This window comes from Haloarcula sp. Atlit-120R (assembly GCF_003665885.1).
Lineage (GTDB): Archaea > Halobacteriota > Halobacteria > Halobacteriales > Haloarculaceae > Haloarcula > Haloarcula taiwanensis.
Window position 1 is genome coordinate 233,594 of the sequence record NZ_QPLN01000001.1, and the last position, 23,607, is coordinate 257,200.

Genomic DNA, 23,607 nt, shown 5'->3' on the forward strand with positions numbered 1-23,607 from the left:
CGTGTTGGTTATATACTAACAAACTGGTGAAGGAGTTCCCACTCCTGCTCGCGGATGAATCCTGTAGCGTAGAGCGTCACAAAGTACGTGGCCGCACCGACAGCGACGGCAGCGAATGTCGTCGGTACACCAGCTATCCACGGTTCTACGAGCACTACGGCTATCACCATCATAGCGAGTGACAAACAGAGCTTCCAGACCGTCTCGAAACTCGGCCGTGGAAGTTCAAGGATGGTAGATTGATATCTGAGTGAGATTGATAACGCGATAAGGTTTTCTGCGAGATATCCGGCTGAGACGATAATAAGTGAATCGAAGACGAAAGCTCCGAGCAACACGAGCGAGAGAAGGCCGACTGCGGACAGGATCTGGGTATATGTCGCGAGATCACTTCGATCAGTGGCCACGTATACCGAACCCGTTATCGCATTGATCGATTGGATGCCAAACCCGGCGAGCAGAAGCCAAATCACGACGTCAGCGAGAACATACTCCGCACCAAAGACGTACTGAATGACCTCAGCACCGAGAAGCCAGCCGCCGACGACCGCCGGTGAAATGAGAGTTCCCATCACGCGGTAGTACTGGTATACGAGTCCGTCGAGCGACTGGCCTTCTGAGAGCGCTTTCGATATCTTCGGCAGGAGAATCTCCGAGAACGGCCTGCTCAATAGCCGAAACGACATGGCAAGGGAGAAGACAACTGACCAGCTCCCGAAGGTTCCGACCCCGAACGCGCTCACGATGAGGAATCGAGGAGTGAGCCCTTTTGTCTTCTCGACAAGTGACCTGGGAATCAGTGGCGCTGAGACTCGACGGTACTCGCCAATCAGCTTCCCAAAGTCGGGCTTCGCGCGGAGTTCATCGTGGACAATCACGAGGATGATACCGATGGCTAGCATACTCGCGCCTACGTACGCCGAGATTGCCGTTACAATCGTGAGCAGATCGACAGCGAACAACGCGACAAGTGCCCCCAAGAACGTCATCTCGTACAGGAACTTGACGCCACTGTACGTCGCAAACTCGTCCAAGGCTTTGCATACAGTAAGGCCGTATTGATACAGCGACCTCGATGCCACGAGAGACATCGTCAACCAAAGGTTAGCGGCCACGAACTCTTGGATCCGACCCGAAACCTCGTTCAATATCCCTATCTCTGTCAAAAGGACGAGTCCGACGAGCGACATCGTGGTCAAAGCAACCGTACATACGCTGACTGCCACCGTCAACGACCTCTGGCGCTGTCTCTCGAGCCGTGGTAGTTGGTCGAGAAGAAGCGGCTGGAGGTTCACTACACCCCTGACGAACATCAACAGTGACACCACCACGAACGCCGACCGATAGAGACCGTATTCAGACGGGACCAATGCCCGTGTAAGGAGTGGGACTGTGGCAAATGACGCGGCCTGTGAGAAGACTTCAGCAAACGAAACCCAGCGCAGGTCGCGGATGAAATCCGATGCCATCGAAATTATTCGAAGTATCCGAGCTCGGCCAGTTTCTCCTTCACCTCGTCCATCTCTCCGTGCTCCGACCGGTCCTCGATTAACGTCTGCTGGAAATCTTTGAATCCGGTTTGGGGAGTTGACGCTGGCCGACTACCGGGCTCGTAGAGATCGGTCCGGGCTGTCCCGTGTACGTCGGGTGGTACGACGCCCACAAGTTGGTTCAGAATCGTCGGTGCGACGTCAAGCAAATGAAGCGGTTCGACCTCTGTGTTGTGCTTCACGTTCGGTCCCGAAAGGACGAACACTCCGTCTTCGCCGTGGTTCAGATTTGCCGTGTCGAACGTCTCGAAGTAGTCCTCAGGGTCCTCTTTTCCTGGTGAGACGACTGATTTTGGGCGCAGGATTCCGTCTTGTGCGCGTATCGTTACGATGGCGTCTGGCGCATCAGGATGCAACTGATCGCCTTCGTATGCCGTTTCGGGCCAGTCTACGACTACCTCGAAGCCCTGTTCAGCCGCCATCCGAGAGAGGTAGTCTACAACTGCTTTGACCTCGTCGTCTCCGTCTGTACCGTATAACTGACCCCAATCTCCGCTGTTGACGACAACGGTGTTCTCGCAGTCGATATCCTCGAAATCCAATCCGTGTTCGAGTCCTGCCTGCTGGCGAATCTTATCGTCACTTAACAACAACTTCTGGATGGGACGTGTGAGTCCGAGAGCGTTCAGCGTGGTTTTGGCCAACTCGATAGCGCGCTGGCTGATATCCGTCTGTGTGACCCGTTCGGCTGCCGTGGTCTCTCTCTGAAGCAGCCCTTGGTCAATGAGAAACTGTGTCATGTAGAACTTCCCATGCACTTTCGAAATGCCGTGATCCGAGACCATCATGACGGCACAGTCGTCTGCACAGTGTTCAAGTATGGACGCGACAATCTCGTCTATCGCTTCGTAGACTCGATACACGTCGTCAAGTGTATCTTCGTCTGCGATGTGAATGATGGTGTCAGCGTCAAGATGCGTGAAATACACATCGAAATCAAAGCGATTTAAAACACGTTCGTCAAACTCGGCCTTGTCCCAGAGGTCGGTGAGTACCTGCTCGACCTCGAACTCTGTGTTCTCCCGGATGTAGTCATCAACCTCGATGTCAGTGTCCTCAAAGAACTCCGCAGGAGCCAAGCGTTGCTCGTCCGCTGGTAGATACCACGGCCATGAGAGGACGAACCCGTCGACGGGCTTGTCCAGCGGCGCGATCGGGTAGCCACTGATACCCGCAGTATACCCTTCCTCACTGAGGTAACTCCAGAATGGATCAACTGCCGACGGCGAAGGACGGTACTCACCGCAATCCTCTCGCGAGAAGTTCCGGAAGTCAAACATTCCGATACTGTTGGGGTCGCGCCCACAGGCCATCGCAGGCCACGCTGCGCCGGTTATCGGAGGCGTGGTGCTCTCGAGAGGGGCCGAAACACCCTCCTGCATTAGTCGTTCGAGCGTCGGAAGTGAGACCGAGTCCGAACTGAGAACACTAAAATCCGCGGCATCTACTCCGAGAATAAGCAATTCACTGACTGCCATTACCGCTAGCACTGGTTGCCGGCGAAAATACGTTCCGGAACCGAACCCGTTTCCAAAACCTATATTTTGCACTTCATCTCCACTCTGCTAATGCAAGTCTACGTCCTCTCGGACTACTTTTCCCCTCACTCGACCGGCGGTGCTGGAAAATAGCCGTCCAGTCATGATATTTAACGGCAACGCTATCAGCCACGATGACTGTCGCCACACCAGACACTATCCAACTGGGAAGTCCCACGGCGACTTGAAGATACAAATGAGTCCGTACTGCCGACATTCGGACGTTTAGTACCGTAATTAGTTTTCCGATACTGGACTGTGTGTGCGTGCGTTGTTTGCGTGTGAAAATTGAACGAGAGTTTGAAATGTGACGCTCAGATGCTAATCCAATGACGAAAGTGATTTTCAAGACCGAATGCTGTCGGTGATAACTATGCCATCTCATAGGATGTTCAGATTCTCGACACAGACCGTGATCAGCTCTACCGGGGCAGTGATACGTAAGCCTGAATAGTACCAATCGAGATTAAAGACGTCGTTTGGACTGGAGACGGCGTGATATTCAATCAAGCAGTTATCGTCAGAGTGGAACGGTAATCGCCAGCGAAGGCGCGGTCACCGACGATGCTCACTAACAACCCTTTTTGTTGGCAGTCCGGCGGAAGTCATTGATCAGGACGCACTATGGGACTGATGTGGTTTATGCCATAAGATGTGACAGATACTTGCTAGCGGTGTCTTCAATAGTGAACGACTTAGTGACATTCTGTTGGGCATTATGGCCCAACTCTTGACATTTGTCGGCATGTTGAATGAGGGCGTCAATCCGGTCAGCGAACTCACGGGTTGAAAACGGGTTGACAACAAACCCGGTGCGGTCGTCTTCCACAACCTCCGGTGGTCCTCCGTAACAGGTGGTGATCGGCGGTGTTCCTGCGGCCATCGCCTCCAGGTTCTGGAGGTTAAATGGCTCAAGATAGACACTCGGCGTCGCCACGGTTGCCGCAGCGGACATCGCACTAGGCATCAGGTCTTCGTCCACCCAGCCAGTTTCTCGTATCGATATTTGCGGGTGCATGCTACGTAACTTTTCAGCGTACTTTTTATTTTCGCCAGTAAGGACCAGTAGGGGCTGGGTTTCCGAGCATGCGATAGCACGGGCTAATTGAGTACCCCCTTTGAGGTCTGAGGCACGGCCGCCGAAAAGGATAAACGGTTGTTCATTCAGGCCATATTTATCTCGGAACTGGTTACCATCAGCTTCAAGATATCGTTGTGGGTCAATACCGTTATGGATAATATAATCAACTGGCCGGCCGTTTGCGCGGAGCGCGCGGCCGAGCTCGTGACTAACTGCGATACCATGATTGATATAGGTCGATAAATACCACTTGTTTACTCGGTTTCGAACGGGATTGTACTGGAACTTCGCTCTACGTATCTGGTGTAGCTCTGAGGGGCAGTATGCATAACTAGGTGGTCGGCCGTCGTTATTGGGGTCACCGTCTACAAAGTGGTTAACCTTCCCGTATGCGAAGCTCATTCCGTCGTGATAGGTGAGGACGACACTGTCTGTATGGGTGCTGGCGGCTCGGAGGGCATCATACGAAAGGAACTCATGAACGTTGTGAGCGTGCACAGCATCAACGGCATGATGAGCGAACCACTGCTGGATTGAGGGGCTTGTCCACGGGTTGTAGAGGGCATGGTACGAGCGAAACTGGCGGTAGGGGGGACGGGGGAAGCAGTAGACGGTAATGTCGTTGTGGCTGTCAATGTTGGGGGACATGGCAGTAAATGCGGTTGGCCGTTCTGTTTCAGAGCTAGTTGTTAGGACGCTAATGATGTGGCCGCGCTTATCATATTGTTCTGCGAGTCGTGCGGCCATCGTCCCTGCCCCAGCAGCGCCATGTCCCGGGTACCGATCAGAAAGAATTGCAATATGCATAATAGATAGCTTCGGGAGGACGACTAAGACATTACGTTCTGCCGAGACCACATACGGTTCAGAAGTTAATTGTGTCCAAAGTACGAGATGGTCTGGCGAAGACCTTCGTTCAGTGATACGTTTGGTTCCCAGTTGAGCAGTTTCTGTGCCTTTGAGATATCGGGGCGTCGCCGTTCAGGGTCGTCCTCAGGCAGCGGTTCGAATATGAGGTCACTATCCGTGTCGCAGTGTTCGAGAATGCGGTCGGCCAGCGTCCGAATTGTAATCTCGTTTTCTCTGCCAATGTTGACCACTTCGCCGTCGAGACCTGGCTGGTCCATCAAAGCTCTGAGACCGGCCACCATATCACTGACGTAACAGAAGCTCCGAGTCTGTGTGCCGTCGCCGTAGATGGTGAGGTCCTCCCCGTCAAGCGCCTGTGTAACGAATGTGGGGACAACCCGACCGTCGTCAGCCCGCATTCTGGGACCGTATGTATTGAAGATTCGTGCGGTCCGAACGTCGATGTCATAACGCTTCTCGTAGGCGACGGTCAGTGTTTCGCCGAAACGCTTCGACTCGTCATAACAGCCACGTGGACCTCTTATATTGACGTTTCCGGTGTAGCTTTCGGGCTGGGGATGGACCTCCGGGTCGCCGTAGACCTCACTCGTGCTTGCATACACCATCCGTGCGTCGTGCTTGACCGCGTAGTCAAGTAGATTGCGGGTTCCCTCAGTGTTGGTCAGCGCGATTTGTACCGGGAACTCAGTGAAGTCTGTCGGCGAGGCGCGCGACGCAAGGTGGTACACGCGGTCAGCAGCGGGCAGTCCTAGCGGTTCGCGGATATCAGCCTCAATGAGCATGAACCGCGGGTGGTCCTCAAGGTGTGCGAGGTTCTCACGGCGTCCACTACCAAAGTTATCAATGCAGATAACCTCGTGTCCGTCTTCGACTAATGCCGTACAGAGGTGACTTCCGAGAAAACCGCCACCACCCGCTACCAGCGTTGTCAGATTCATTTAATGAACCGTGGACGGCGACAAATAGTCAATCTTTTCGTTGAATCGTCCCCGGATGCGTCCGCCGGGAAGGCTGACGCTCTTATGATGCCGATAATAAACCGAGATCTCCCGCAAAGGCGGGCGATTTAATGATATGCCTGCTACAGGGAATGCCAACAAGTATTTGCATATCTCGTTATTTCGTTCTATATGTTATGCATCGTCTCCTTATTCTGACGCCAACATTATCCCCCGACACTGGCTGGGGACAGTACTCCGAGGCGGTCGTCTCAAGACTCCGTGACTACTATGAAGTTGACGTCCGAACCGACCTCCCTAGCCCATTGGCGCTGCAGTCATCGCCTGTTTCTGTTCTCCGGGCGGCCAGCAGCGTTCGGCGTGCGACTGACGACGTAGACGCCATTTTCTCACTGGTCGCGTACCCCTACTCACTGGTAGCCTACCTCGCCACTCGTCGTACTGACGTGCCGTACTTCGTCTCGTGTCACGGGACGTACGCGGTCGAGCCGCTCCACTCGAAGCACAGATTACCGGCGCGCTTAGCGCTGTCTAAGGCAGCCGCAGCGTTCTGCGTTTCGACGTTTACCGCCGACTGCATTCGGTCAGTTACAAAATCTCAGAACCTCGTCACGGTCCCTAACGGCGTGCCTCCGGTGAACGATCCTCCAACGCCGTTTTCGCTTGACCACCGTGTCTTACTGACTGTCGGGGCGTTCAAGCCTCGAAAAGGTCAGCACCTCTCTGCCGAAGCGTTTGTCCGTATTGCTGACGACGAACCAGACGTTGACTATCATTTGGTCGGCAGTGGATCAGACACCGAGTACGCAGACGGCGTTCGAAACATCGTGCGTGAGAACGGACTGAGTGACCGTATTCATTTTGAGGGGAAGGTTCCAGACGAAGAACTTGAGCGATGGTACGCGACCGCTGAAGCCTTCATCCTCACGCCCCGGTATGTCAACCACCATTTCGAGGGCTTTGGACTCGTGTATCTTGAAGCAAACCGTCACGGAGTCCCAGTCGTCGGGACATTCGGTACTGGCGCTGAAGACGCGATTGCAGATGGCACGTCAGGCAGATGCACCCGTCCCAACCCAGACGCCGTCGCAGCAGCTCTCCGTGAACTTCTTGATGACGACCGACAGTACTCAGACGGAGCACAGTGCTGGGCCGCTTCACATACATGGACTCGTACCGTTGAAAGGATGGTGACAGTTATCGACCGCCGGCTTACCGATGAATATAAACCGTGAGTGGCTGCTGACGAGGTGTTTTCAAACGGAATTTATGCAACTTGACTGTCTTGAGAAAAGATTACTACCGTTCATTTTTGTCATCAGTGGCTTAGGATAGGGGTACATTCGTCTTAGGCATTCACCGACTGCACCACATCGATATGCGGCTGGAATCTGAATTACGCTGGCAATGGTGCCCGATTCTATGAGTGGATCAATGTGCTCACTGCCTGCCGGACGTGCACCGGAACAAGCGCGTAGTGTCTGGCCCAACCGTGGACATCTTAACAGCAACAACTGCACCCACTCTTTACTAGGGGATAATTATTGCCATCATCGCGGCACATATCCGTGTCGTTCTCTCCACTGAAGTCGTACCTGTTGACAGTGTTGTTCCGTTGCTTTCCTGCGTTCTGATCGTTTGCTTGCAGCGTGTCAGGTGAAAGGGCAACGCGGTACGTTCAGCCTATAGGAGTCAATCACATGTGCGGCTTAGAAACAGTCGTGCCGGTGAAAGAACGACAGGGGAACTAAGAGTTCATGGTCATGTTTCCCCATATCACGCCTCAGAACACCGTTGCTCAGCGTCTTCGTCAGCGGCACCCTTTTCAGTGCTTGCAAGGCGTAATGATACAATCGTGTCTTGTCGTCGTCTCTGGGTGTCCCGCTTCACGGTGTATCCCGCAAGGAAAGGTCATCCGCAGCACTTTGACCGAGGCGAGAGCGGACGGGTATCTGTGTCTATTCGCCCCACACTGAATGACCGATCGGTAGCTCCCGATTCTTGAGGAAACTGCTATGCCATTCGGACGATACGGAAAAAGAGGTAGCTAAGCGGCGCTTTGCGGATTCTCTGTCATCTCATCCGAACATCTGGCGCATCATCGGATGCATCTCCATGAGCTGCTCTTCGGCGATCTCCTCGTACAGCTTGTACGTAATGGAGACCGTCAGCAGCAGTCCGGTACCGGAGACGCCGCCGATGGTACCCAGCATGTTGGCCATCACTGCGAGCAGTCCGACTAGGGCCCCACCGATGACGGTCACTTGCGGGATGTACCGCTCAAGGACCTTCTCGATGACGCCGACGTTCTGACGGAAGCCGGGGATCTGCATCCCGGAGTTGTGGATCTGCTTGGCCGTCGCCTCCGGGCCCATGTCGGTGGTCTCGACCCAGAACACGGCGAAGATGGCGCCGCCGACCAGCATGACGAACAGGTCGATACCGACGCGGGTCAGGATCTGCCAGACCGGTTGGGCCGTGCCTTCGAGCCACCACATCCAGTCGCCACGGCTCTGGATGGGGGCAAGGAAGTAGAACAGGCCGCCGGTGGGCTGGCCGTTAGCGTACGTGCCGAGGAACGCTGGCATCGAACCCAGCTGGGCGTTCAGGATCCGGCCCAGGAACTGGATGTTCGCCTGCAGTGCCCGGACGAGGATCATCGGCAGGACGCTCGCGTAGATAAGCTTGACCGGGAACCGGCCACGGGCCCCTTTCACGCGGGCGTTCGACAGCGGAATCTCCACGCGGACCGATTCGGCGTAGACGACCACGGCGAAGATGAGGACCGTCGTGAACAGCCCCAGCAGTTCGCCCTGAAGCAGCACGGTCTGGAGGCCATCAGCAGCTAGCACTGGTCCGGTGCCGCGCTCGCCGGTGATGAACAGGTACCAGGTGTAGATAATCCCCTCGCTGTTCCCGAGGAACGGGGCCGTCAGGAGGCCACCGACAAGCCGTTGGCTCACGCCGGCGACAATGAACAGCCCGATACCGGAGCCGACGCCCCATTTGGAGATGACCTCGTCCATAAACAGGATGAGGACACCGCCGACGAACATCTGGGCGAAGATGAGCCACTGGACACCGGCCGTGCCGATACCCAGTGAGTTCGCGACCGCTGTGTCAGCCGGGAGGAAGCCGCCGGCAAACACCATCGGGAGCCCGGTGAGACAGATCATCACAAGCACCAGCAGCTTCTGGAGCCCCTGATAGAGGATCTGATCTCGCGGATCGTCTTGGGTGTTCAGCCCGAGCAGGTCCGCCCCACCGAGGAGCTGTAACACGATGGACGCCGTGACAATCGGACCGATACCCAGCTGCATGATGCTCCCCTGGCCGGAGGCCAGAATCGAGGAGAAGCGCCCGAACACCTGTTGGCTGGCGTCGATGTCCAGCCCGAACAGCTTCACGTTCGTCAGGAAGAAATACAGCAGGAGCACGCCACCTGTCCAAGTGAGCTTGCGCTTGAACGGGACGTGTCCGTCCGGTCGCTGGACTGCAGGCATCCGGACAAGCAGTGGTTCGGCGGTGTCCTTCCAGCTCATCGTTCGTTATTCCTCGTCCGCGTCCGCGTCGTCGGTTTCTTCGGCCTCGGCCTGGCGCTGCTCGCCGAGGTCGGTCAGTTCGACGCTTCCGCCTGCGGCTTCGACTTTCTCGCGAGCGCCCTCGGAGAAGTCGTCGGCGATGAGCGTGAGTTCGTGGCGAACCTGGCCGGCACCGAGGACCTTCACGTAATCGGCGTCGTCTGCCTCTTCGACCACATCACGGACATCGACGCGGAAGCCACCGTCTTCGACTTCGGCGACGTCATCGGCAGCCAGCAGCGTGACGTTCTCGTCGATCTCGCGAACGTCGATCGTCGCGGTCTCTTCCTGCACCTTCTGCGGGCGCTTGAAGCCGCTCTTGCCCAGCGGTTCGTGGTTGTGGAACTCGTGTTTGTCACGGCCTGCGGCACCGCGACCGCCGCGGTGGCCGGCACCACGTCGGTTCTTGTGCGAGCCACCGCCGTGCGTGCGCGAGCCGCGCTGTCGTTTCTTTTTACTCGTCATTATCGCATCGCCTCCAGGAGGTCGTCGATTCCCTCGGTGTCGTGTTTCCCGAGTTGCCCGCCCTCCTTGACGGGGTGTTTGACGCCGTCATGACCGCCGCGAGGCGGGTGCAGACGGAGCGTCGGTGACAGTCCCTGCTCGCGCAGCGTCGTCTCCTCGGAGAGGAGCGCGAACGCGAGCCCGGAGATGTCGTCGTAGTCCGTGTTCTCGGCGACCCACTCGTCGTCCACGTCGGCGTCGCCCTCAAGCGGCTCGGCGCGCGTGGCCAGAATCGTCTCCAAGGTGTCCTGGCTCGGCTCACCGAAGGCGACGAAGTCGTTGACCTTCGTCACCATGCCGCGGTAGGCGTCCGTCTCGGGGACGAGCGTGCAGTGGTTCACGTGGTGGATGTTGAGCATCTCCAGAGTGTCCTGGATGTCGCTGTGCATGTTGACTTCGCCACGGAGCTGGACGAGCGCGTGCATCACTCGATCACCTCTCGCTTCTCGAAGGTTCGTTCGGGGACGCGCGCCTCGGCCGTGTTCTGCAGGGCGTTGAACGTCGCCTTTGCGAAGTTGACCGTGGTGCGCGTGTTCCCGCTACTGCGTGTCCAGATGTCCTCAATGCCGGCGAGTTCGAGCACCTTGCGGACGGTCTCTCCGCCCGCGAGGCCCAGCCCGCGCGGGGCCGGCTGCAGCTCGACTTCGACGCTTCCGGCCTTGCCCTCGGTGCGCAGCGCGACCGTGTGGGGACGGCCACAGCCACACTCCCAGGACCCGCAGCCGCGGGAGACATCGATGATGTTCAGCTTCGCGATGTCGATTGCTTTCTGGATGGCACCGCCGACCTGGTCGTCACGGCCTTCGGCGTAGCCGATGAGACCGTCGCGGTTGCCAACGGCGACCACGCAGCGGAACTTCACGCGGCGGCCGGAGTCTGTCATCCGCTGAACCATGTTGATGTCCAGCACTTCGTCTTCCAGATCGGGAACGAGCTGGTCGACGACTTCCGATTCTTTCAGCGGGAGCCCGGAGTTCAGCGCCTCCTGCATGGAGTCGATTTCGCCCTCGACGACCTGCTTGCCGAGGCGTGTCCGTGGCTCCCATCCGTTGTTAGCACTCATAGTTCGATGTCACCTTCCAGTAGGGTCTCGCGGAGCTCGTCGAAGTGCTCCGGGAGATCGGCAGCGTCGAAGTCGCCGCTGTACAGCGGCTCGTCGAGCTGCTCGTCGTACTCGGCGATGTGGGCACCGCGCGTGCGCTGCCAGTCGGCGAGTACGTCGTCGTTGTGTGGGATGTCCAGGCCGGCGTCGATTGCGCCTTCCTGTATTGCGAATACTTTGCTTCCGGGGGTCGGGCTGTTGAGTCCGATGTCGAGCACTGCCTCCTCGATGCCCGCTTCCTGCGCGCGAAGCCCGGCGAGCAGACCGGTGAGGTAGGCCGAGGGCATATTGCCCGTCGGGGCCTCCCAGCCGTACTCGGCGAGGTCGCTCGAGTGAGCGGACGCGAGAGTGTCGTCGCCGTTGGGGCCAAGCGTCACCAGCTGCGCCCTGACGTGTTTATTGCTCTTTCGAGCAACGAGACGTGGCTTACCGGATTTCAACAGGCGCAACCGCTGATGGTAATCGGTTCTGGCCTCGCGGCGTCGCCGCATCGGTACTTTATATCGTGGTCCTGTCGCCATTATGCGTCACCGTGGTTTGCGTCGATGTAACGTTCGAGATCGGCAACGCTGTCGAACTCGCCACCGCCGGCCTTGTCGTACAGGTCGCGGTACTGCGAACTCGAAAGCGTTCCCTCGTCACGCAGTTCGCGCAGCTTCGTCCGCTGTGCGCGGATGCGTGACTCCCAGTCCTCCTTGGAGTTCTGCCGTGCGCCTGCCTTGCCCTTCCGGGTACCGGCACCCTTCTGGTGGCCGTACGCACGCTTCTTCTGGCGCTCCCGGGCGCGTCCACGGGAGTTGCCTTTCTTGTCGTTCGCCTGAATGGCGCCCTCATCGACTAGTTCGCGAACGTCCTCGCGGGTAATCGCGTCAGCGATGTCGCCCTGTCGCTCGGGGTCGAACCAGACGCGGTTCTTCCCGACGTCAAGGATGTCGGCCGCGAGTCGCTTCTGTGCAGAGAGATCAGTCATCACTCACTCACCTCGACTTCGACGTAGGTGGGGTTGAGCACGCGGATGCCCGCGTCCTCGGCTTCCTCTTCGATTCGCTCGCGCTTGCGAGCGCCGACCTTCGAGGCGATCCGAACGGCCTCGGTGTCGCCGTCAACGCCTTCGAGGTCGTCCACGTTGTGCACGCGGACCTCCTCGAAGCCGGACGGGTGCTTGCCACGAACCGCGGTCGGCGAGCGGAAGCCCGCCTCAACCGTGTCGCCCTTGCCCTTGATACCGCGGCGCTGCTTCGAGAGCTGGCCGCGGGGCTTGCGCCACGAGGTCGAGACGCGCTTTTTCTTGTGGTGGTCCTGGCGGTTGAACTGCGGCTTGCCGACCCGGTGCCGCTGGGTCAGCAGCCGCGCTTCATCGTCGGAGAGGTCCGGCGTCTTGTCGGTGAGCCCGCGAGCCTGGAGTTCTGTCTCCACATCCTCGTCGGGGGCTTCTTCGCCGCCTTCCTCTTCGACTTCGGCTTCGGTCTCGGAGTCGACTTCGAGTCCGCCGACATCGGCCTTGATTCGGGCCGCCAGCGCGTTCCCGATGCCACTGACATCGGCGAGCGCGGACTGGTCGGCACCGCGGACGTCTTCGACCGACTCGAACCCGGCCTCGCGGAGCGATTCCGCCTTGGACGGGCCGACGCCGCTGATGTCGGTCAGTTCGGTGTACTCTGCCTCTGCTTCGACATCTTCTTCATTGTCCGCCATCAGGCGTCACCTCGGTTCGGTTTCTGGGTGATGTACACCCCGTCCTGGAACACACGCACGTCCTTGTCGTTGATGCGCGTGAGCTGTTCGATGTCCGCAGCGGTCTGACCGACGGCTTCGATGTCGGGACCACTGATGGTCAGCTCCTCGCCGTCGATTTCGACGTCCGTGTCGCCGTGGATCGTCGTGCGACGGGGGGCCTTCTCGCCCAGGAAGTTCTCGATGACGACTTCGTCACCCTCGACGTCGACCTGCATCGGGAAGTGAGAGTAAAAGACTTCCATCTCGTACTCCCAGCCCTCGGTCACGCCGTGGAACATGTTCTCGATGTGGCTCTGGAAGGTACCGATCGTCGACATCGTCTTGGCGTTGTCCTCGTCGGACTCGATGACGACCGTGTCGCCGTCGACGGACACGTCGATATCAGGGTACCAGAGCCGACGCGTGACGCTGCCGTTGTCCCCCTCGACGGTGATGTCAAGGTGGTCCTGCTCGGCGTCCACGTCCTCCGGAATCTCCAGTTCTACTCGTGGCATTGTTAGTATACGTACGCGATGACTTGGCCACCAACGCCCTGCTCACGAGCCTCGTAGTGGCTCATGATGCCGTGGCTGGTCGTGACGACAAGGGTCCCGTAGTCACGGGCGGGGAGGAACCGCTTCTCCCACTTTTCGAACTCGTCTGCGCCCGCAGAGTAGCGGGGCTTGACCGGGCCACACTCGTTGATGGCTCCTTTCAGTTCGACTTCGAACTCGCCGGCTTTGCCGTCGTCGACGAAACTGAATCCGTCGATGTACCCGCGGTCGTAGAAGACCTCGAGGACGCTGCCGATCTCGTTCGAAGCGGGCGATACTGTCTGCTCTAGGTGCCCGACGCTCTCGGCGTTGTTAAGCGCCGACAGTGCGTTGGCAAATGGGTCGTTCCCTGTCATTGTTAGCTGTACTTCTTGAAGCCCATGCCCCGCGAAATCTCGCGGAAGCACTGGCGGCACAGCCAGATATCGTACTTGCCGACGAGTCCCTGTTCGCGCCCGCAGCGCTGACAGGACTCGAGCTGGCCAGTTCGCTCACTGGTTGCCGTCTCGGAATCGGGCTCGTCTGTGGTTTCACTTTCGCTCATTCGCTCACCTCCACGTCGTAGGTCGACTCGATGAAGGCGACCGCGTCCGCCGGGTTGAGTCGATGCTTCGTCGGAATCGAGCGCGACGCCTTGTCGCGCTTGGCGACGCGGTAGCCGGGGCGGACGAGATTGACCGTCACGTCCAGCCCGTAGATTCCGATGCTCGGGTCGTACTCCTGGCTCGGGAACTCGGTGTGTTCCTCGACGCCGAAGCTGAAGTTGCCGGTATCGTCGAACTGGCTCGTCGCCAGTTCAGCGAGCGGCAGCGCCGTCTGGAGGAACTCTTCGGCCATCTCGTCGCGGAGGGTGACCTTCGCACCGATGGGGTCGCCCTCGCGGATGTCGAACTCGCCGACAGTCCGCTTGGCCTTCGTTCGAACCGGCGTCTGTCCGGTGATTTCCCCGAGAATGTCCTCTGCGTTGGCGAGGTCGCGCCCACCGTGGCCAATACCCATGTGGACGACGACCTTCTCGATGCGCGGTTCGCGCATCTCGTGGAAATCGCCGCTGGACTCACTCTCGGAGCTCATTCGTCATCACCTGTGAAGTTCTCGTCGATGACGACGACGTACTCTTCGACTGTCTCGAAGCCGTCGCCGTCGTCCTGTGAGACGATGACGTTGTTCTGGGCCGAGCCCGGCGTCACCTGAATCTCCTCGATTTCGCCGACCTCGCCCGCGTGGGCACCGTCGACGGCGGTGACAAGCGCGCCCTCTTCGTATTCGAAGTGGGCGACGATTTCGCCGTCCTCGTTGCCGACGACGATGGAGTCACCAGCATCGTAGGTCTGGTCGTCCTCGACGATGAGTGTCTCACCGTCGTGGAGGCCCAGCTGGACGTCGCCACCGGAGACGTGGGTCTTGGTGACGATTTTGCCGAGCTTGGATTCGGCCGCGTCCGGGTCGATTGCGGTCAGCGCCAGCCGACCACCCTCGCCGGGGAACACGCGGTAGTACTCCTCGCGCTCGGTGAAGGCCAGGATGTCGAACATCCCGACGGGGCGCTCCTCGTCGGAGATAGCCTTCCCGTTGATGAGGACGTTGTCCTCGTTGAGGGCGTAGCGGGCTTCTTTGCGGTTGTCGGCGTAGCCGAGCACGTCCCGGAGAACGATGAGTAGGGGAACCCCGTCCTCACCGTGCGGGCCGGCACCGGCTTTCACCGTAAACGTCGCGGTCTTGCGCTCTACAGGCCAGCTGTTTGGCACCGAGAGTCGCTTCTGGTGGTTACTCATGCGGAATCATCCTCCGATTCGAGACGCGCCTCGCGCTTCTCGTCTTCGAGGTCCAGGTCCGTCACGCGGACGTTCGAGGTGTCCAGCGGTCGCGGGACTTCCTCGCCGTCCGTCTTTTCGAGCGTGACATCCTCGACGTGGATGACGGCCTTGTCGAGGTCTACGTTGAGGACTTCGCCTTCCTCGCCAGCGAAGTCGCCACGGAGCACCTCGACGGTGTCACCGGTGTTGACGCGGACGTTTCGCTGGCCGTACTCCTCGCGGAGGTCGGCTGACAGCGTCGCCCGGACCTGCTTGTGCCGCTCGTGAAGCGGGGCACGTCGTTGACTCTTGCGTTGTTTGTCTGGTTGCTTGCTCATGGTTCTATACGATCATCGTCGCTGCTGATGCCACACTGCCGAATCGCTGTGCGACTTCCCGTGCGATGGGACCTTTCAGCTCGGTCCCGCGCGGGTCCTCGTTCTCGTCGACGATGACGGCCGCGTTGTCTTCGAACTTGACGCGGGTACCGTCGGGTCGACGGATCGGCTTTCGCTGGCGGACGACGACGGCTTCGAGCACCTGGCGACGCATTTCGGGCGTCCCCTTGGTGACCGAGACCGTGATCTTGTCGCCCAGTCCAGCTTTGGGGTGGCGGTTCTTCGTTCCCGAGTAGCCGTGGACGGAAATGACCTTGAGTTCGCGCGCTCCCGTGTTGTCCGCACACGTGATGAGCGAGCCCTTCTCTAGGCCTTGCGTGACGTCAGCACCGAGTGCTTCCATCAGGCATCACCGTCCTGTTCGTCGTTCGCGGCCTCGTCCGAGCCCGCGCTAACGACGACGTGGCTTTTCGTTTTCGAGAGCGGTCGACACTCTGCTATCGTGACCGTGTCACCGACCGCGAGGTCGAGACAGTCGGGTGCGTGAGCCGGAACGCGGCTCCGCCGCTTCATGAAGCGGTCGTATTTCGGCACCTTCACGTCGTACTCGCGCTCGACGACAACGGTCTTCTCCATGTCAGTGGAGGCTACCTCGCCGTTCAGTGTCTGTCCGCGCACGGAGAGCTCTCCGTGGAACGGGCAGTTCTGATCGGCACAGGTTTCCTCCGGTTCCTGTACGTTCAGTCCTAGCGCCATAGTGAATCTCCTGTGTTCTCTGTGCGACGAGCGGGACGCGCGACGAGTCGGTCGCCGTCGACCTGGACTCGCTGTCCGTCGACGCCGAACGAAAAGGTCGCGCTGTCCTTCGGCACGTGCCACACCCGGTCAGTCCCCTCGACCGTCAGCATCTGTGTCGTCTCCATGACGACAGTGCCGCTGATACCGACGGCGTCCGGGTTGGACGCCGCGACGACCTCACAGTCGAGGCCGACGAGTTCGTGTCGTGGGAGCGTCTCGGGTGTCAGTGGCATTATTCGTTCTCCTGCAGGTCGCCTTCTTCGCCCTGAATCGTCTTGATGCGGGCGATGGCCTTCCGCAGCTCCTTGATGCGGCCGGGGTTCTCCGGCGCACCACCCGCGGCCTGGACGGCCCGGGCGTTCAGCAGTTCGGTCTTCAGGTCGTCGAGTTCCGCCTCGCGCTCGGCGGGCGTCATGTCCCGAATTTCCTGGACGTGGAGGACAGTCATTCGTCCTCACCCTCCTCGTCCATTTCGTCCATCAGCTCTTCGGCTTCCGCCTCGACGTCTTCGTCGAGTTCCTCGTCGACGGCCTCTTCGAGTTCGTCGACATCGACGTCCTCGACATCGTCGTCGGTCGGGACTTCGACGTCTTCCTCGACGATTTCCTCGTCGACGAACTCCTCGTCGGACTCGGCGTCGTCGGTGGCCCCGGCGGCCACGTCCTCGTCGAGTTCCTCGGCGGTTTCGCTGTCTTCGGGCTCGCCCTCGAGGAGTTCCTCAACGGACTCGCCGTCGGTGTCGGCCACGTAGTCCTCGACGTCGACATCCTCGTAGATCTCGAAGTCGTCGGGGAGCTCCGCGTCCGGCGGGATGATCTTGACTCGGACCCCGATGGTACCGAGCTTCATCACGGCGACGCCGACACCGCTGTCGACGATTTCCTCCGCGGGCTCGCCGTTGTGCTTGACGTAGCCGCGGTTGAACTTCTCCACGCGCGAGCGTGCACCCGTGACCTTGCCGGAGAGGACGATCTCTGCGCCGAGCGCGCCCGACTCCATGATACGATCAATGGTGGTGTGGCCCGCTTTGCGGAAGTACCAGCCACGCTCGAGTGCGTTGGCCAGTCGGTCCGCGACAATGCGGGCGTTGAGGTCCGGCTCGTCGACTTCCTGCACGTCGACTTGCGGATCGTCGAGGTTGAACCGCTCCTCGAGTTCCGTCGTTATCTTCCGGATGTTCTTCCCGCCCTTGCCGATAACCATCCCTGGCTTCTCGGCTTTGAGCACGATCTGGGTCCCCATCGGCGTCTTGGCGACGTCCATGCCGCCGTAGCCGGCGCGACCGAGTTCCTCTGCGAAGAACTCGTCGATCTGGGTCCGCTGGAGTCCGTCCTCGATGAACTGTTGTTCGTCGGCCATTAGTCTTCGACCTCCGGCTCTTCGAGGATGAGTTCGACGTCGACCTGCGGGCTGTTCCACGCCGAGGCACGCCCCATCGCGCGGGGCTTGCGACCCTGCTGCTCGCCGACCTTGTGGGCGGCGACGTGCTTGATCGTCATGGCCTCACCGTCGAAGCCCTGGTGGTCGGCGTTGCCGACCGCGTTCTCGAGCAGGTCGAGGAAGGCCTTGCTGGCCTTCTCCGGATAGCGTCCGGCGTCCCAGCCGTCGACCTTGCTTTTGTGGCCGACGCCCGAGTTGTGCTGTTTGAACGGAACGGGCTGGTCGCCCTCGATAACCGCATCGAGGTAGTCGACAGCCTCGCCGGCCGTTTTGCCCTTGATCTCGCGGGCGATGGCCTTGCTGTGCTTGAAGCTCATCTGCCGCTCCCGGAGCATCGCTTTGGCCGTCGTGTCCGGGTCGGCTTCGACTGAGTAACTGATTCCCATGATTATTTGAGCGGTACGAACTTCGAGGAGCGTGTCGCTCCGATACCGGCCTGACCGTGTTCGACGCTACTCCGGGTGAGCTGGAACTCACCGAGGTAGTGGCCGAGCATCTCGGGCTCGACTTTGACACGCTCGAAGTTCTGGCCGTCGTGGACGGCGAAGGTCAGCCCGACCATCTCCGGGAGCACCGGCATGTCGCGCAGGTGCGTCCGGATCGGGTCGTTGGCTGTCTCCTCTTCGCCGGCCGCGCGGGCCTTGTCGAGGAGCTTGTGTTTCTCCTCGGTCAGGCCGCGTACGATACTTCGCCGCTGTCGAGCGGGGAGCAGTTCCGCGACTTCCTCGAGCTCCATCTCCTGCAGCTCGTCGAGCGTGTGGCCGCGGAAGGAGAACTCTCCTTCGTGGCCGATTTGATACTCTGAACTCATTCGTTGCCACCTCGACCAGTTCGCTTCGAGGCGATGTCCCCGACCTTACGGCCAGGCGGGGCGTTCCGCGAGATGGACTTGGGCTTGCCGGGGTGCTGGCGGCCGCCACCACCGAACGGGTGATCGACAGCGTTCATCGCAACACCGCGGACGTTGGGCCACTTCGTCCCTCGCGCTTTCATCTTGTGATGCTTGTTGCCAGCCTTGACGAACGGCTTGTCAGTTCGGCCGCCACCGGCGACGACGCCGATGGTGGCACGACACTGCGGGTCAAGCCGCTTCATCTCCCCGGAGGGGAGCTTGACGACCGCGACGTTGCGGTCGTGGGTGAGCAGCTGGGCGTTGACACCCGACGCGCGGGCGAACTTCCCACCGTCACCGGGGCTGGATTCGACGTTGCACACCGGGACCCCCTCTGGGATTTCCGCCAGCGGGAGCGTGTTCCCGGGTGCGATTTCGGCGCTGACGCCGACCTGTAGCTCGTCGCCAACCCCGACGCCTTCCGGCGCGAGGATGAGCCGTCGGTCGCCGTCTTCGAACTCGACGGCGGCGACCGGGGCCGAGCGGGCCGGGTCGTGCTCGATGTCGACGACTGTGCCGGCGACGACGTCGCCGTCCTCGACCTTGCGGTGCTCCAGATCAGCCTTGTAACGGTGCGACGGCGCACGGAACGTAGAGGTCCCGCGGCCGCGCCGTTGTCCTTGGATTCGTCGTCCCATCGTTAGAACACCCCAATTCTGGAGGCGACTTCCTGGGCGTCGTCGTCCTCGGAGAGGCGAACGACGGCCTTCTTCTCGCCGTCCATCGTGTTCTGCGTGTTGACCTGTTCGACTGTCACGTCGTACTGCTCCTCGACGGCGTCGGCGACCTCGCCCTTGGAGGCGCGGTCGTCGACGGCGAACTGGAGCTTGTTCTGGAAGTCCATGTCGTTCATGGCCTTCTCAGTGACGTGTGGGTGTTTGATGACATCCCAGCTCATCGCTCGGCCACCTCCGCGAGTGCGGATTCCGTGAAGACGGTGAGTCGACCGGGTGCGCCGCCGGGCGCGAGGTCTTCCGTGTTGACCTCGCTTGCGGTCGCCACGTCGGCTCCCGCGAGGTTGCGGGCGGCCGTCGACGGCTCGTCGCTGGTCACGAAGAGAATCGAGGCGGGACGACGGTACTTCCGTCCGCGGGCCGACCCCTGTCCAGCCTTGATCTTCGTCTCGTCGGCGCGGTCGATGTCCGCGTGGACGTCGAGCGCCTCCAGCAGCGAGACGACTTCCTGCGTCTTGACGAGGTCCTCGAAGTCGTCGGAGACGACGACGGGGACTTCGTCACGGTCGAACTCGTGGCCACGGTCGGCGACGAGGTCGGCGTCGGCCGTCGCGGCCAGCGCCGAGCGAACGGCCAGCTGCCGTTCCTTGTCGTTGAGGTCGAGCGAGCGGTCCTTCTCGGCTTTCGGCGGGTGGGCGCGTCGCCCCTTGACCGCCTGCGGGACGCGGCGGGCACGGCCGTCCTGCTTCGGGACGTGTGCCTGCCCGCGGCCGCTACCGAAGGACTCGGCCGGCGTTCGGAGGCCGGCGTACTCGTCGGACCCGTAGTCCTGCTTCCGGTTGGCCTGTGCGGCACGTACAGCCTTGCCGATGAGGTCGGTCCGAACCGGCGTCTCGAAGACGTCCGGCAGGTCGACCTCGCCGTCTGTGTTGCCGTCCAGGTCGTAGATTGTTGCCTGCATAGGTTATCCCTGGTTCGATTCGTTGGAGACGTAGCGCACCTCGGGGTCGAGGCGCGGCTGGTCGTTCGGACGCACTGCGGGCCGGAAGCGCACCAGGCGCTTGTCCGGACCGGGCACGGAGCCTTTCACGAGCGTGTACGACCCATCGACCTCGCCGTAGTTGACGAAGCCGCCATCGACGGTGGGCTCGTCGCCCTCGCCGATGTCGATGAGACGCTTGTTGAGCTCGGTGCGCTGGTGGTAGCCGGTCTGCCCCTGCTGGGGGACCGTCGAGCGCACGCGGGACGGGTTCCACGGACCGAGGTTGCCGATCCGTCGGCGCCATCCCTGGCGGGCGTGCTTGCCCTTCCGCTTCTGGACGCCCCACCGCTTGACGGGACCCTGCGTCCCCTTGCCTTTCGTGACACCGGCCACGTCGGCGTACTCGCCGGCGCGGAAGATGTCGTTCATGGCGTGTTCGCCACCGTCCTCGACGAGGTCGAGGGCGTGGTCGAGGCGGTCCGAAACGGACCCACCGCCGACGCGAGTCTCCATCACGTCGGGCTTTTTCTTCGGGACGCTCGGGACGGCGTCGGGGACGGTGTGCGTAATAACTCGCACGTCCCCGAGGTCACCGGCCTCGAGTGCGTCACGTACCTGTTCCTCAGCAGCGTCCGGGTCGTGGTCCTCCGGAACGTCCAGGGTCCGGTCGAGCTCCGAGTGGAACTCGTCGGTCCAGACTTCCGTCAGCGGACGCTGACCGTACGGCGTGTCTTCGTACGCTCGCAGGGCGACGGCGCGCATCGGCGGCGTCTCGATGACTGTCACCGGGACAGTCTCCTCCATCCCCTCGCGGGGGGAGTTGGGTTCGTCGTTGACGAGCACGACGTGTGTCATGCCTGCCTTGTAGCCGGCGAACCCCTGGACGCCCGGCTGGCCGTCGTCGGACGGCCAGCTGTTGAAGCGAGGTGTCTCGCTCGTCGAGCGCTTGCGCGGGCCAAAGCCCATTGAGCCTTTGCGTGGTCTGCTTGGTTGTGGCATTCGTTTACTCCGTGAGGGTTAGACAGGTGAGGGAGGCGAACAGAGCTTCCTCCGTCCGCACGACCTCACTGCCCTGGTTCGGAACCGTATTCAGCCAGAGGTCGAACCCTTCTGGTTCGTCGCTCGTCTGGTCTCCCCCGACGGCGTCCGGGGCAACGTCGAGTATCGACGGTAACCCGCGCTCGGGTGCCCCGAAGGCGACAGTCATGCCGCCCTCGGCGTCGCGCCGCTCGGCCAGCTGGCCGAGACGGGTCGACGTTACCGGCTCGCCGTATCGCGAGGACGCGATAGTGAGCCCGGCATCGTCGCGCGAGAGTGCCGCATCGAGGTCCGCGGCGACAACGTCGAATCCCGTTGTAGGGGCGTCGACGAGTTTCGCCCGGACCGGCCGTCGCGAAGAGACCCTGACGGTCACGCGCTCCCCCTGTGCCACGTCCATATCCGCTGGGACGGGCAGGGAGATCGGGTGTTGCATGCCGCAATTGACCCGGACGCGCCCATCAGCTCCGACCTCGGTCACGATTCCCTGTCTTAACGACCCCGAACCCTCAGATCCGGAGCCGGTCTGTGAACGCACGCGGAGCGGCGGCAGGACGCCGACGCACTCCAGTTCGTCCCGCTTACCCCACATCTCCTTTCGGAGGTGTGGGGGCGTCGCGGCGTACCGCAGCACGGTTTCGACGAACCCGTCTTCCCACTTGCCCGCCCCGTCAGGGTCGGGATACACTGTCAGCCGATCAACCCGGTAGACCGCAGCCGCGCGGGCCACGTAACCGAGCTTGCGAGTTGCCTCGCGTCTGTCCTCGGCTTCCCGTGCGAGGGAAGACGGCACGAGTACGCTGGTCGTCATGCCGTGACGCTTCCACGTCGCGCCACTAGACTGTGCCGATATCTCCCTTTCCAGGGCTTAAAAAGCCCCCGTTTCGCGTTCGCGATGCGTCGCGTTCACATGGTCCGTCATGCCGGTTCGGGGCCGATGCAACGGCTCACTGTATTGCCGCTTCCGAAAGTCTATGTCTCGTGACGCCATCACATGATCCGGCGCTCAGCCGGGGAGATGATTGCCCTCACTTCCCATGGTTTTCCCCGGAAAACGGAAGGCTTTTTACTCTCACCCTCGCCAGATTTGATTGCAACGAGGCGTTGCGCGCTGGTACCGAGCGGCCGACGGCCGCGAAGGTCAGGGCGAACGAAGTACGCGCTGGTAGTGTAGTTGGTATCACGTGACCTTGCCATGGTCACAACCTGGGTTCAAATCCCAGCCAGCGCATTTCTGCTGACGCCAACCGACGAGCGTAGCGAGTCGCGTCGCGAGGCGAAATCGCCCTGGATTTGAGCCCTACGAGGAACGCACAGCGAACAGCGTGAGCGAGCATTTCTCGGTCCGGTTCAAATCCCAGCCAGCGCATTTCTGCTGACGCCAACCGACGAGCGTAACGAGGCGCGTCGGCTCCTGACGTTTTGATGACGTGCTTCTGCGACAGACAGCACCGTCGGCTGACGAATCGGGGGGCAGCGTTATCCGTTTTCCCGTCGACAGTGTGGTTGCATGACAGACGAGACCGTCCACGAGTCACAGGAAACACGGAGTCGAAGGGGAATCGCGTCGTACTTCCGGCGGTTGGCAAACAGGCTCAGCCGCGGCGAGCCAGTGCCGGCCGACGAGGAACAGACTGTGACTGTCGACCCACCGGCTGAGTCCGACTTCGAGGTCGGGGTCGAACGCGAGGACGGCACCGTCACCCTCGAAATCGAGATGGAATGGGAGGAAGCGGACGGCGAGGTCGAGACCGAGGTCGTCGCGAGCAAGGCCACGTTCGAGGTGTACGAGGACAACGCCGAGCAGTACCGCTGGCGGCTCCGCCACGACAACGGGAACATCATCGCCGACAGCGGCGAGGGCTATGCCTCGAAGCAGAAGGCAAAGCAAGGGCTCGAGAGCGTCAAGAACAACGCCCCCGGCGCGTATGTCGTCGACAAATCCAAGGACGAGACCGCCCCCGACGACGGCGGGAGCAAGGCGACGTTCGAACTGTTCAAAGACAGCGGGGACAAGGCCCGCTGGCGGCTCCGCCACGACAACGGTGAGATAATCGCCGACTGCGGACAGGGGTACGCATCGAAGCAGAAGGCGAAACAGGGGCTCCAGAGCGTGAAGACGAACGCGCGCGGCGCACCAGTCGAAGAAGGCGAGTAACCGTTCCGAACAGCGGCGGCTTCGTTACTCCAGTCC

General features: G+C 60.7%; 31 protein-coding genes and 1 tRNA gene. 3 read left to right on the forward strand and 29 right to left on the reverse strand.

All coding sequences use genetic code 11. The annotated features are described in order from the left end of the window. Positions 1-8: 8 nt before the first annotated feature. From DVK01_RS01210 to DVK01_RS01225, 4 genes are all read right to left on the reverse strand, one after another. Positions 9-1,469, reverse strand: coding sequence for a lipopolysaccharide biosynthesis protein (locus DVK01_RS01210; RefSeq protein WP_121535130.1), 1,461 nt, complete (start codon positions 1,467-1,469; stop codon positions 9-11). Between the two features lie 5 nt (positions 1,470-1,474). Continuing rightward, a complete protein-coding gene (locus tag DVK01_RS01215) occupies positions 1,475-3,028 on the reverse strand; it encodes an alkaline phosphatase family protein (RefSeq protein WP_101350571.1) in 1,554 nt (517 codons plus the stop codon). A 700-nt stretch (positions 3,029-3,728) separates the two neighbouring features. Next, on the reverse strand, positions 3,729-4,916 hold the full coding sequence (locus tag DVK01_RS01220) for a glycosyltransferase family 4 protein (protein ID WP_158598752.1): 1,188 nt from the start codon (positions 4,914-4,916) through the stop codon (positions 3,729-3,731). 125 nt (positions 4,917-5,041) lie between these two features. After that, the gene (locus tag DVK01_RS01225; RefSeq protein WP_101350573.1) at positions 5,042-5,977 is read right to left on the reverse strand and encodes a UDP-glucuronic acid decarboxylase family protein; all 936 of its coding nucleotides are present in this window, start codon (positions 5,975-5,977) and stop codon (positions 5,042-5,044) included. Positions 5,978-6,174: 197 nt separating this feature from the next. Between DVK01_RS01225 and DVK01_RS01230 the strand changes: the two genes are divergently transcribed. Then, the gene (locus DVK01_RS01230) at positions 6,175-7,233 is read left to right on the forward strand and encodes a glycosyltransferase (RefSeq protein ID WP_158598753.1); all 1,059 of its coding nucleotides are present in this window, start codon (positions 6,175-6,177) and stop codon (positions 7,231-7,233) included. An 843-nt stretch (positions 7,234-8,076) separates the two neighbouring features. Here the strand turns inward: DVK01_RS01230 and secY are convergent. The 25 genes from secY to DVK01_RS01355 are packed head-to-tail and all read right to left on the reverse strand — an operon-like array spanning position 8,077 to position 22,224. After that, positions 8,077-9,540, reverse strand: coding sequence for a preprotein translocase subunit SecY (gene secY / locus DVK01_RS01235; RefSeq protein WP_101350575.1), 1,464 nt, complete (start codon positions 9,538-9,540; stop codon positions 8,077-8,079). Positions 9,541-9,546: 6 nt separating this feature from the next. Continuing rightward, on the reverse strand, positions 9,547-10,044 hold the full coding sequence (locus DVK01_RS01240; RefSeq protein ID WP_121535131.1) for an uL15m family ribosomal protein: 498 nt from the start codon (positions 10,042-10,044) through the stop codon (positions 9,547-9,549). Then, positions 10,044-10,508 carry a 50S ribosomal protein L30 gene (gene rpmD, locus DVK01_RS01245; RefSeq protein ID WP_053967662.1) on the reverse strand — a complete coding sequence of 155 codons (465 nt, stop codon included), beginning with the start codon at positions 10,506-10,508 and terminating at the stop codon, positions 10,044-10,046. Before rpmD ends, DVK01_RS01240 begins: the two co-directional genes overlap by 1 nt. Then, positions 10,508-11,146, reverse strand: a complete 639-nt coding sequence (locus DVK01_RS01250) for a 30S ribosomal protein S5 (RefSeq protein ID WP_004957374.1) — start codon at positions 11,144-11,146, stop codon at positions 10,508-10,510. The genes rpmD and DVK01_RS01250 overlap by 1 nt, the downstream gene beginning before the upstream one ends. Then, positions 11,143-11,706 carry a 50S ribosomal protein L18 gene (locus DVK01_RS01255; protein ID WP_101350577.1) on the reverse strand — a complete coding sequence of 188 codons (564 nt, stop codon included), beginning with the start codon at positions 11,704-11,706 and terminating at the stop codon, positions 11,143-11,145. The genes DVK01_RS01250 and DVK01_RS01255 overlap by 4 nt, the downstream gene beginning before the upstream one ends. After that, positions 11,706-12,155 (reverse strand): 50S ribosomal protein L19e, encoded by a 450-nt coding sequence (locus DVK01_RS01260; protein WP_101350578.1) that lies wholly within the window; start codon positions 12,153-12,155, stop codon positions 11,706-11,708. The genes DVK01_RS01255 and DVK01_RS01260 overlap by 1 nt, the downstream gene beginning before the upstream one ends. Next, the gene (locus DVK01_RS01265; protein ID WP_101350579.1) at positions 12,155-12,880 is read right to left on the reverse strand and encodes a 50S ribosomal protein L32e; all 726 of its coding nucleotides are present in this window, start codon (positions 12,878-12,880) and stop codon (positions 12,155-12,157) included. Before DVK01_RS01265 ends, DVK01_RS01260 begins: the two co-directional genes overlap by 1 nt. Next, a complete protein-coding gene (locus tag DVK01_RS01270) occupies positions 12,880-13,416 on the reverse strand; it encodes a 50S ribosomal protein L6 (RefSeq protein ID WP_101350580.1) in 537 nt (178 codons plus the stop codon). Before DVK01_RS01270 ends, DVK01_RS01265 begins: the two co-directional genes overlap by 1 nt. 2 nt (positions 13,417-13,418) lie before the next feature. Beyond that, a complete protein-coding gene (locus DVK01_RS01275; protein ID WP_004516956.1) occupies positions 13,419-13,811 on the reverse strand; it encodes a 30S ribosomal protein S8 in 393 nt (130 codons plus the stop codon). A gap of 2 nt (positions 13,812-13,813) precedes the next feature. Continuing rightward, entirely contained in the window at positions 13,814-13,999 is a 186-nt protein-coding gene (locus DVK01_RS01280; protein ID WP_008312921.1) for a 30S ribosomal protein S14, read from the reverse strand. Then, complete coding sequence (locus DVK01_RS01285; protein WP_101350581.1) at positions 13,996-14,529, reverse strand: 50S ribosomal protein L5; 534 nt, start codon at positions 14,527-14,529, stop codon at positions 13,996-13,998. The genes DVK01_RS01280 and DVK01_RS01285 overlap by 4 nt, the downstream gene beginning before the upstream one ends. After that, positions 14,526-15,230 carry a 30S ribosomal protein S4e gene (locus DVK01_RS01290; RefSeq protein WP_101350582.1) on the reverse strand — a complete coding sequence of 235 codons (705 nt, stop codon included), beginning with the start codon at positions 15,228-15,230 and terminating at the stop codon, positions 14,526-14,528. Before DVK01_RS01290 ends, DVK01_RS01285 begins: the two co-directional genes overlap by 4 nt. Next, positions 15,227-15,589, reverse strand: a complete 363-nt coding sequence (gene rplX, locus DVK01_RS01295) for a 50S ribosomal protein L24 (RefSeq protein ID WP_101350583.1) — start codon at positions 15,587-15,589, stop codon at positions 15,227-15,229. Before rplX ends, DVK01_RS01290 begins: the two co-directional genes overlap by 4 nt. Positions 15,590-15,593: 4 nt before the next feature. Beyond that, the gene (locus DVK01_RS01300) at positions 15,594-15,992 is read right to left on the reverse strand and encodes a 50S ribosomal protein L14 (RefSeq protein ID WP_004516961.1); all 399 of its coding nucleotides are present in this window, start codon (positions 15,990-15,992) and stop codon (positions 15,594-15,596) included. Continuing rightward, positions 15,992-16,345, reverse strand: a complete 354-nt coding sequence (locus DVK01_RS01305) for a 30S ribosomal protein S17 (RefSeq protein ID WP_008312918.1) — start codon at positions 16,343-16,345, stop codon at positions 15,992-15,994. Before DVK01_RS01305 ends, DVK01_RS01300 begins: the two co-directional genes overlap by 1 nt. Then, positions 16,336-16,620: a ribonuclease P protein component 1 gene (locus tag DVK01_RS01310; RefSeq protein WP_101350584.1), complete on the reverse strand. Its 285-nt coding sequence runs from the start codon at positions 16,618-16,620 to the stop codon at positions 16,336-16,338. Before DVK01_RS01310 ends, DVK01_RS01305 begins: the two co-directional genes overlap by 10 nt. Next, positions 16,620-16,835 carry a 50S ribosomal protein L29 gene (gene rpmC / locus DVK01_RS01315; protein WP_004516964.1) on the reverse strand — a complete coding sequence of 72 codons (216 nt, stop codon included), beginning with the start codon at positions 16,833-16,835 and terminating at the stop codon, positions 16,620-16,622. Before rpmC ends, DVK01_RS01310 begins: the two co-directional genes overlap by 1 nt. Beyond that, positions 16,832-17,746: a 30S ribosomal protein S3 gene (locus DVK01_RS01320; protein WP_101350585.1), complete on the reverse strand. Its 915-nt coding sequence runs from the start codon at positions 17,744-17,746 to the stop codon at positions 16,832-16,834. The genes rpmC and DVK01_RS01320 overlap by 4 nt, the downstream gene beginning before the upstream one ends. Further along, on the reverse strand, positions 17,746-18,213 hold the full coding sequence (locus DVK01_RS01325) for a 50S ribosomal protein L22 (protein ID WP_101350586.1): 468 nt from the start codon (positions 18,211-18,213) through the stop codon (positions 17,746-17,748). The genes DVK01_RS01320 and DVK01_RS01325 overlap by 1 nt, the downstream gene beginning before the upstream one ends. Positions 18,214-18,215: 2 nt before the next feature. Next, the gene (locus DVK01_RS01330) at positions 18,216-18,638 is read right to left on the reverse strand and encodes a 30S ribosomal protein S19 (protein WP_101350587.1); all 423 of its coding nucleotides are present in this window, start codon (positions 18,636-18,638) and stop codon (positions 18,216-18,218) included. Continuing rightward, complete coding sequence (locus tag DVK01_RS01335) at positions 18,635-19,357, reverse strand: 50S ribosomal protein L2 (RefSeq protein ID WP_004516968.1); 723 nt, start codon at positions 19,355-19,357, stop codon at positions 18,635-18,637. Before DVK01_RS01335 ends, DVK01_RS01330 begins: the two co-directional genes overlap by 4 nt. A 2-nt stretch (positions 19,358-19,359) precedes the next feature. Continuing rightward, complete coding sequence (locus DVK01_RS01340) at positions 19,360-19,617, reverse strand: 50S ribosomal protein L23 (protein WP_004591553.1); 258 nt, start codon at positions 19,615-19,617, stop codon at positions 19,360-19,362. Next, entirely contained in the window at positions 19,614-20,354 is a 741-nt protein-coding gene (gene rpl4p, locus DVK01_RS01345) for a 50S ribosomal protein L4 (RefSeq protein ID WP_101350588.1), read from the reverse strand. Before rpl4p ends, DVK01_RS01340 begins: the two co-directional genes overlap by 4 nt. 3 nt (positions 20,355-20,357) lie before the next feature. Next, complete coding sequence (gene rpl3p, locus DVK01_RS01350; protein WP_101350589.1) at positions 20,358-21,374, reverse strand: 50S ribosomal protein L3; 1,017 nt, start codon at positions 21,372-21,374, stop codon at positions 20,358-20,360. A 4-nt stretch (positions 21,375-21,378) separates the two neighbouring features. Further along, on the reverse strand, positions 21,379-22,224 hold the full coding sequence (locus DVK01_RS01355; protein ID WP_101350590.1) for a putative RNA uridine N3 methyltransferase: 846 nt from the start codon (positions 22,222-22,224) through the stop codon (positions 21,379-21,381). 348 nt (positions 22,225-22,572) lie between these two features. Here DVK01_RS01355 and DVK01_RS01360 point away from each other — a divergent pair. Next, positions 22,573-22,644, forward strand: a tRNA-Gly gene (locus DVK01_RS01360). Between the two features lie 279 nt (positions 22,645-22,923). Beyond that, the gene (locus tag DVK01_RS01365) at positions 22,924-23,571 is read left to right on the forward strand and encodes an HVO_2922 family protein (RefSeq protein ID WP_121535132.1); all 648 of its coding nucleotides are present in this window, start codon (positions 22,924-22,926) and stop codon (positions 23,569-23,571) included. Positions 23,572-23,607: the final 36 nt, after the last annotated feature.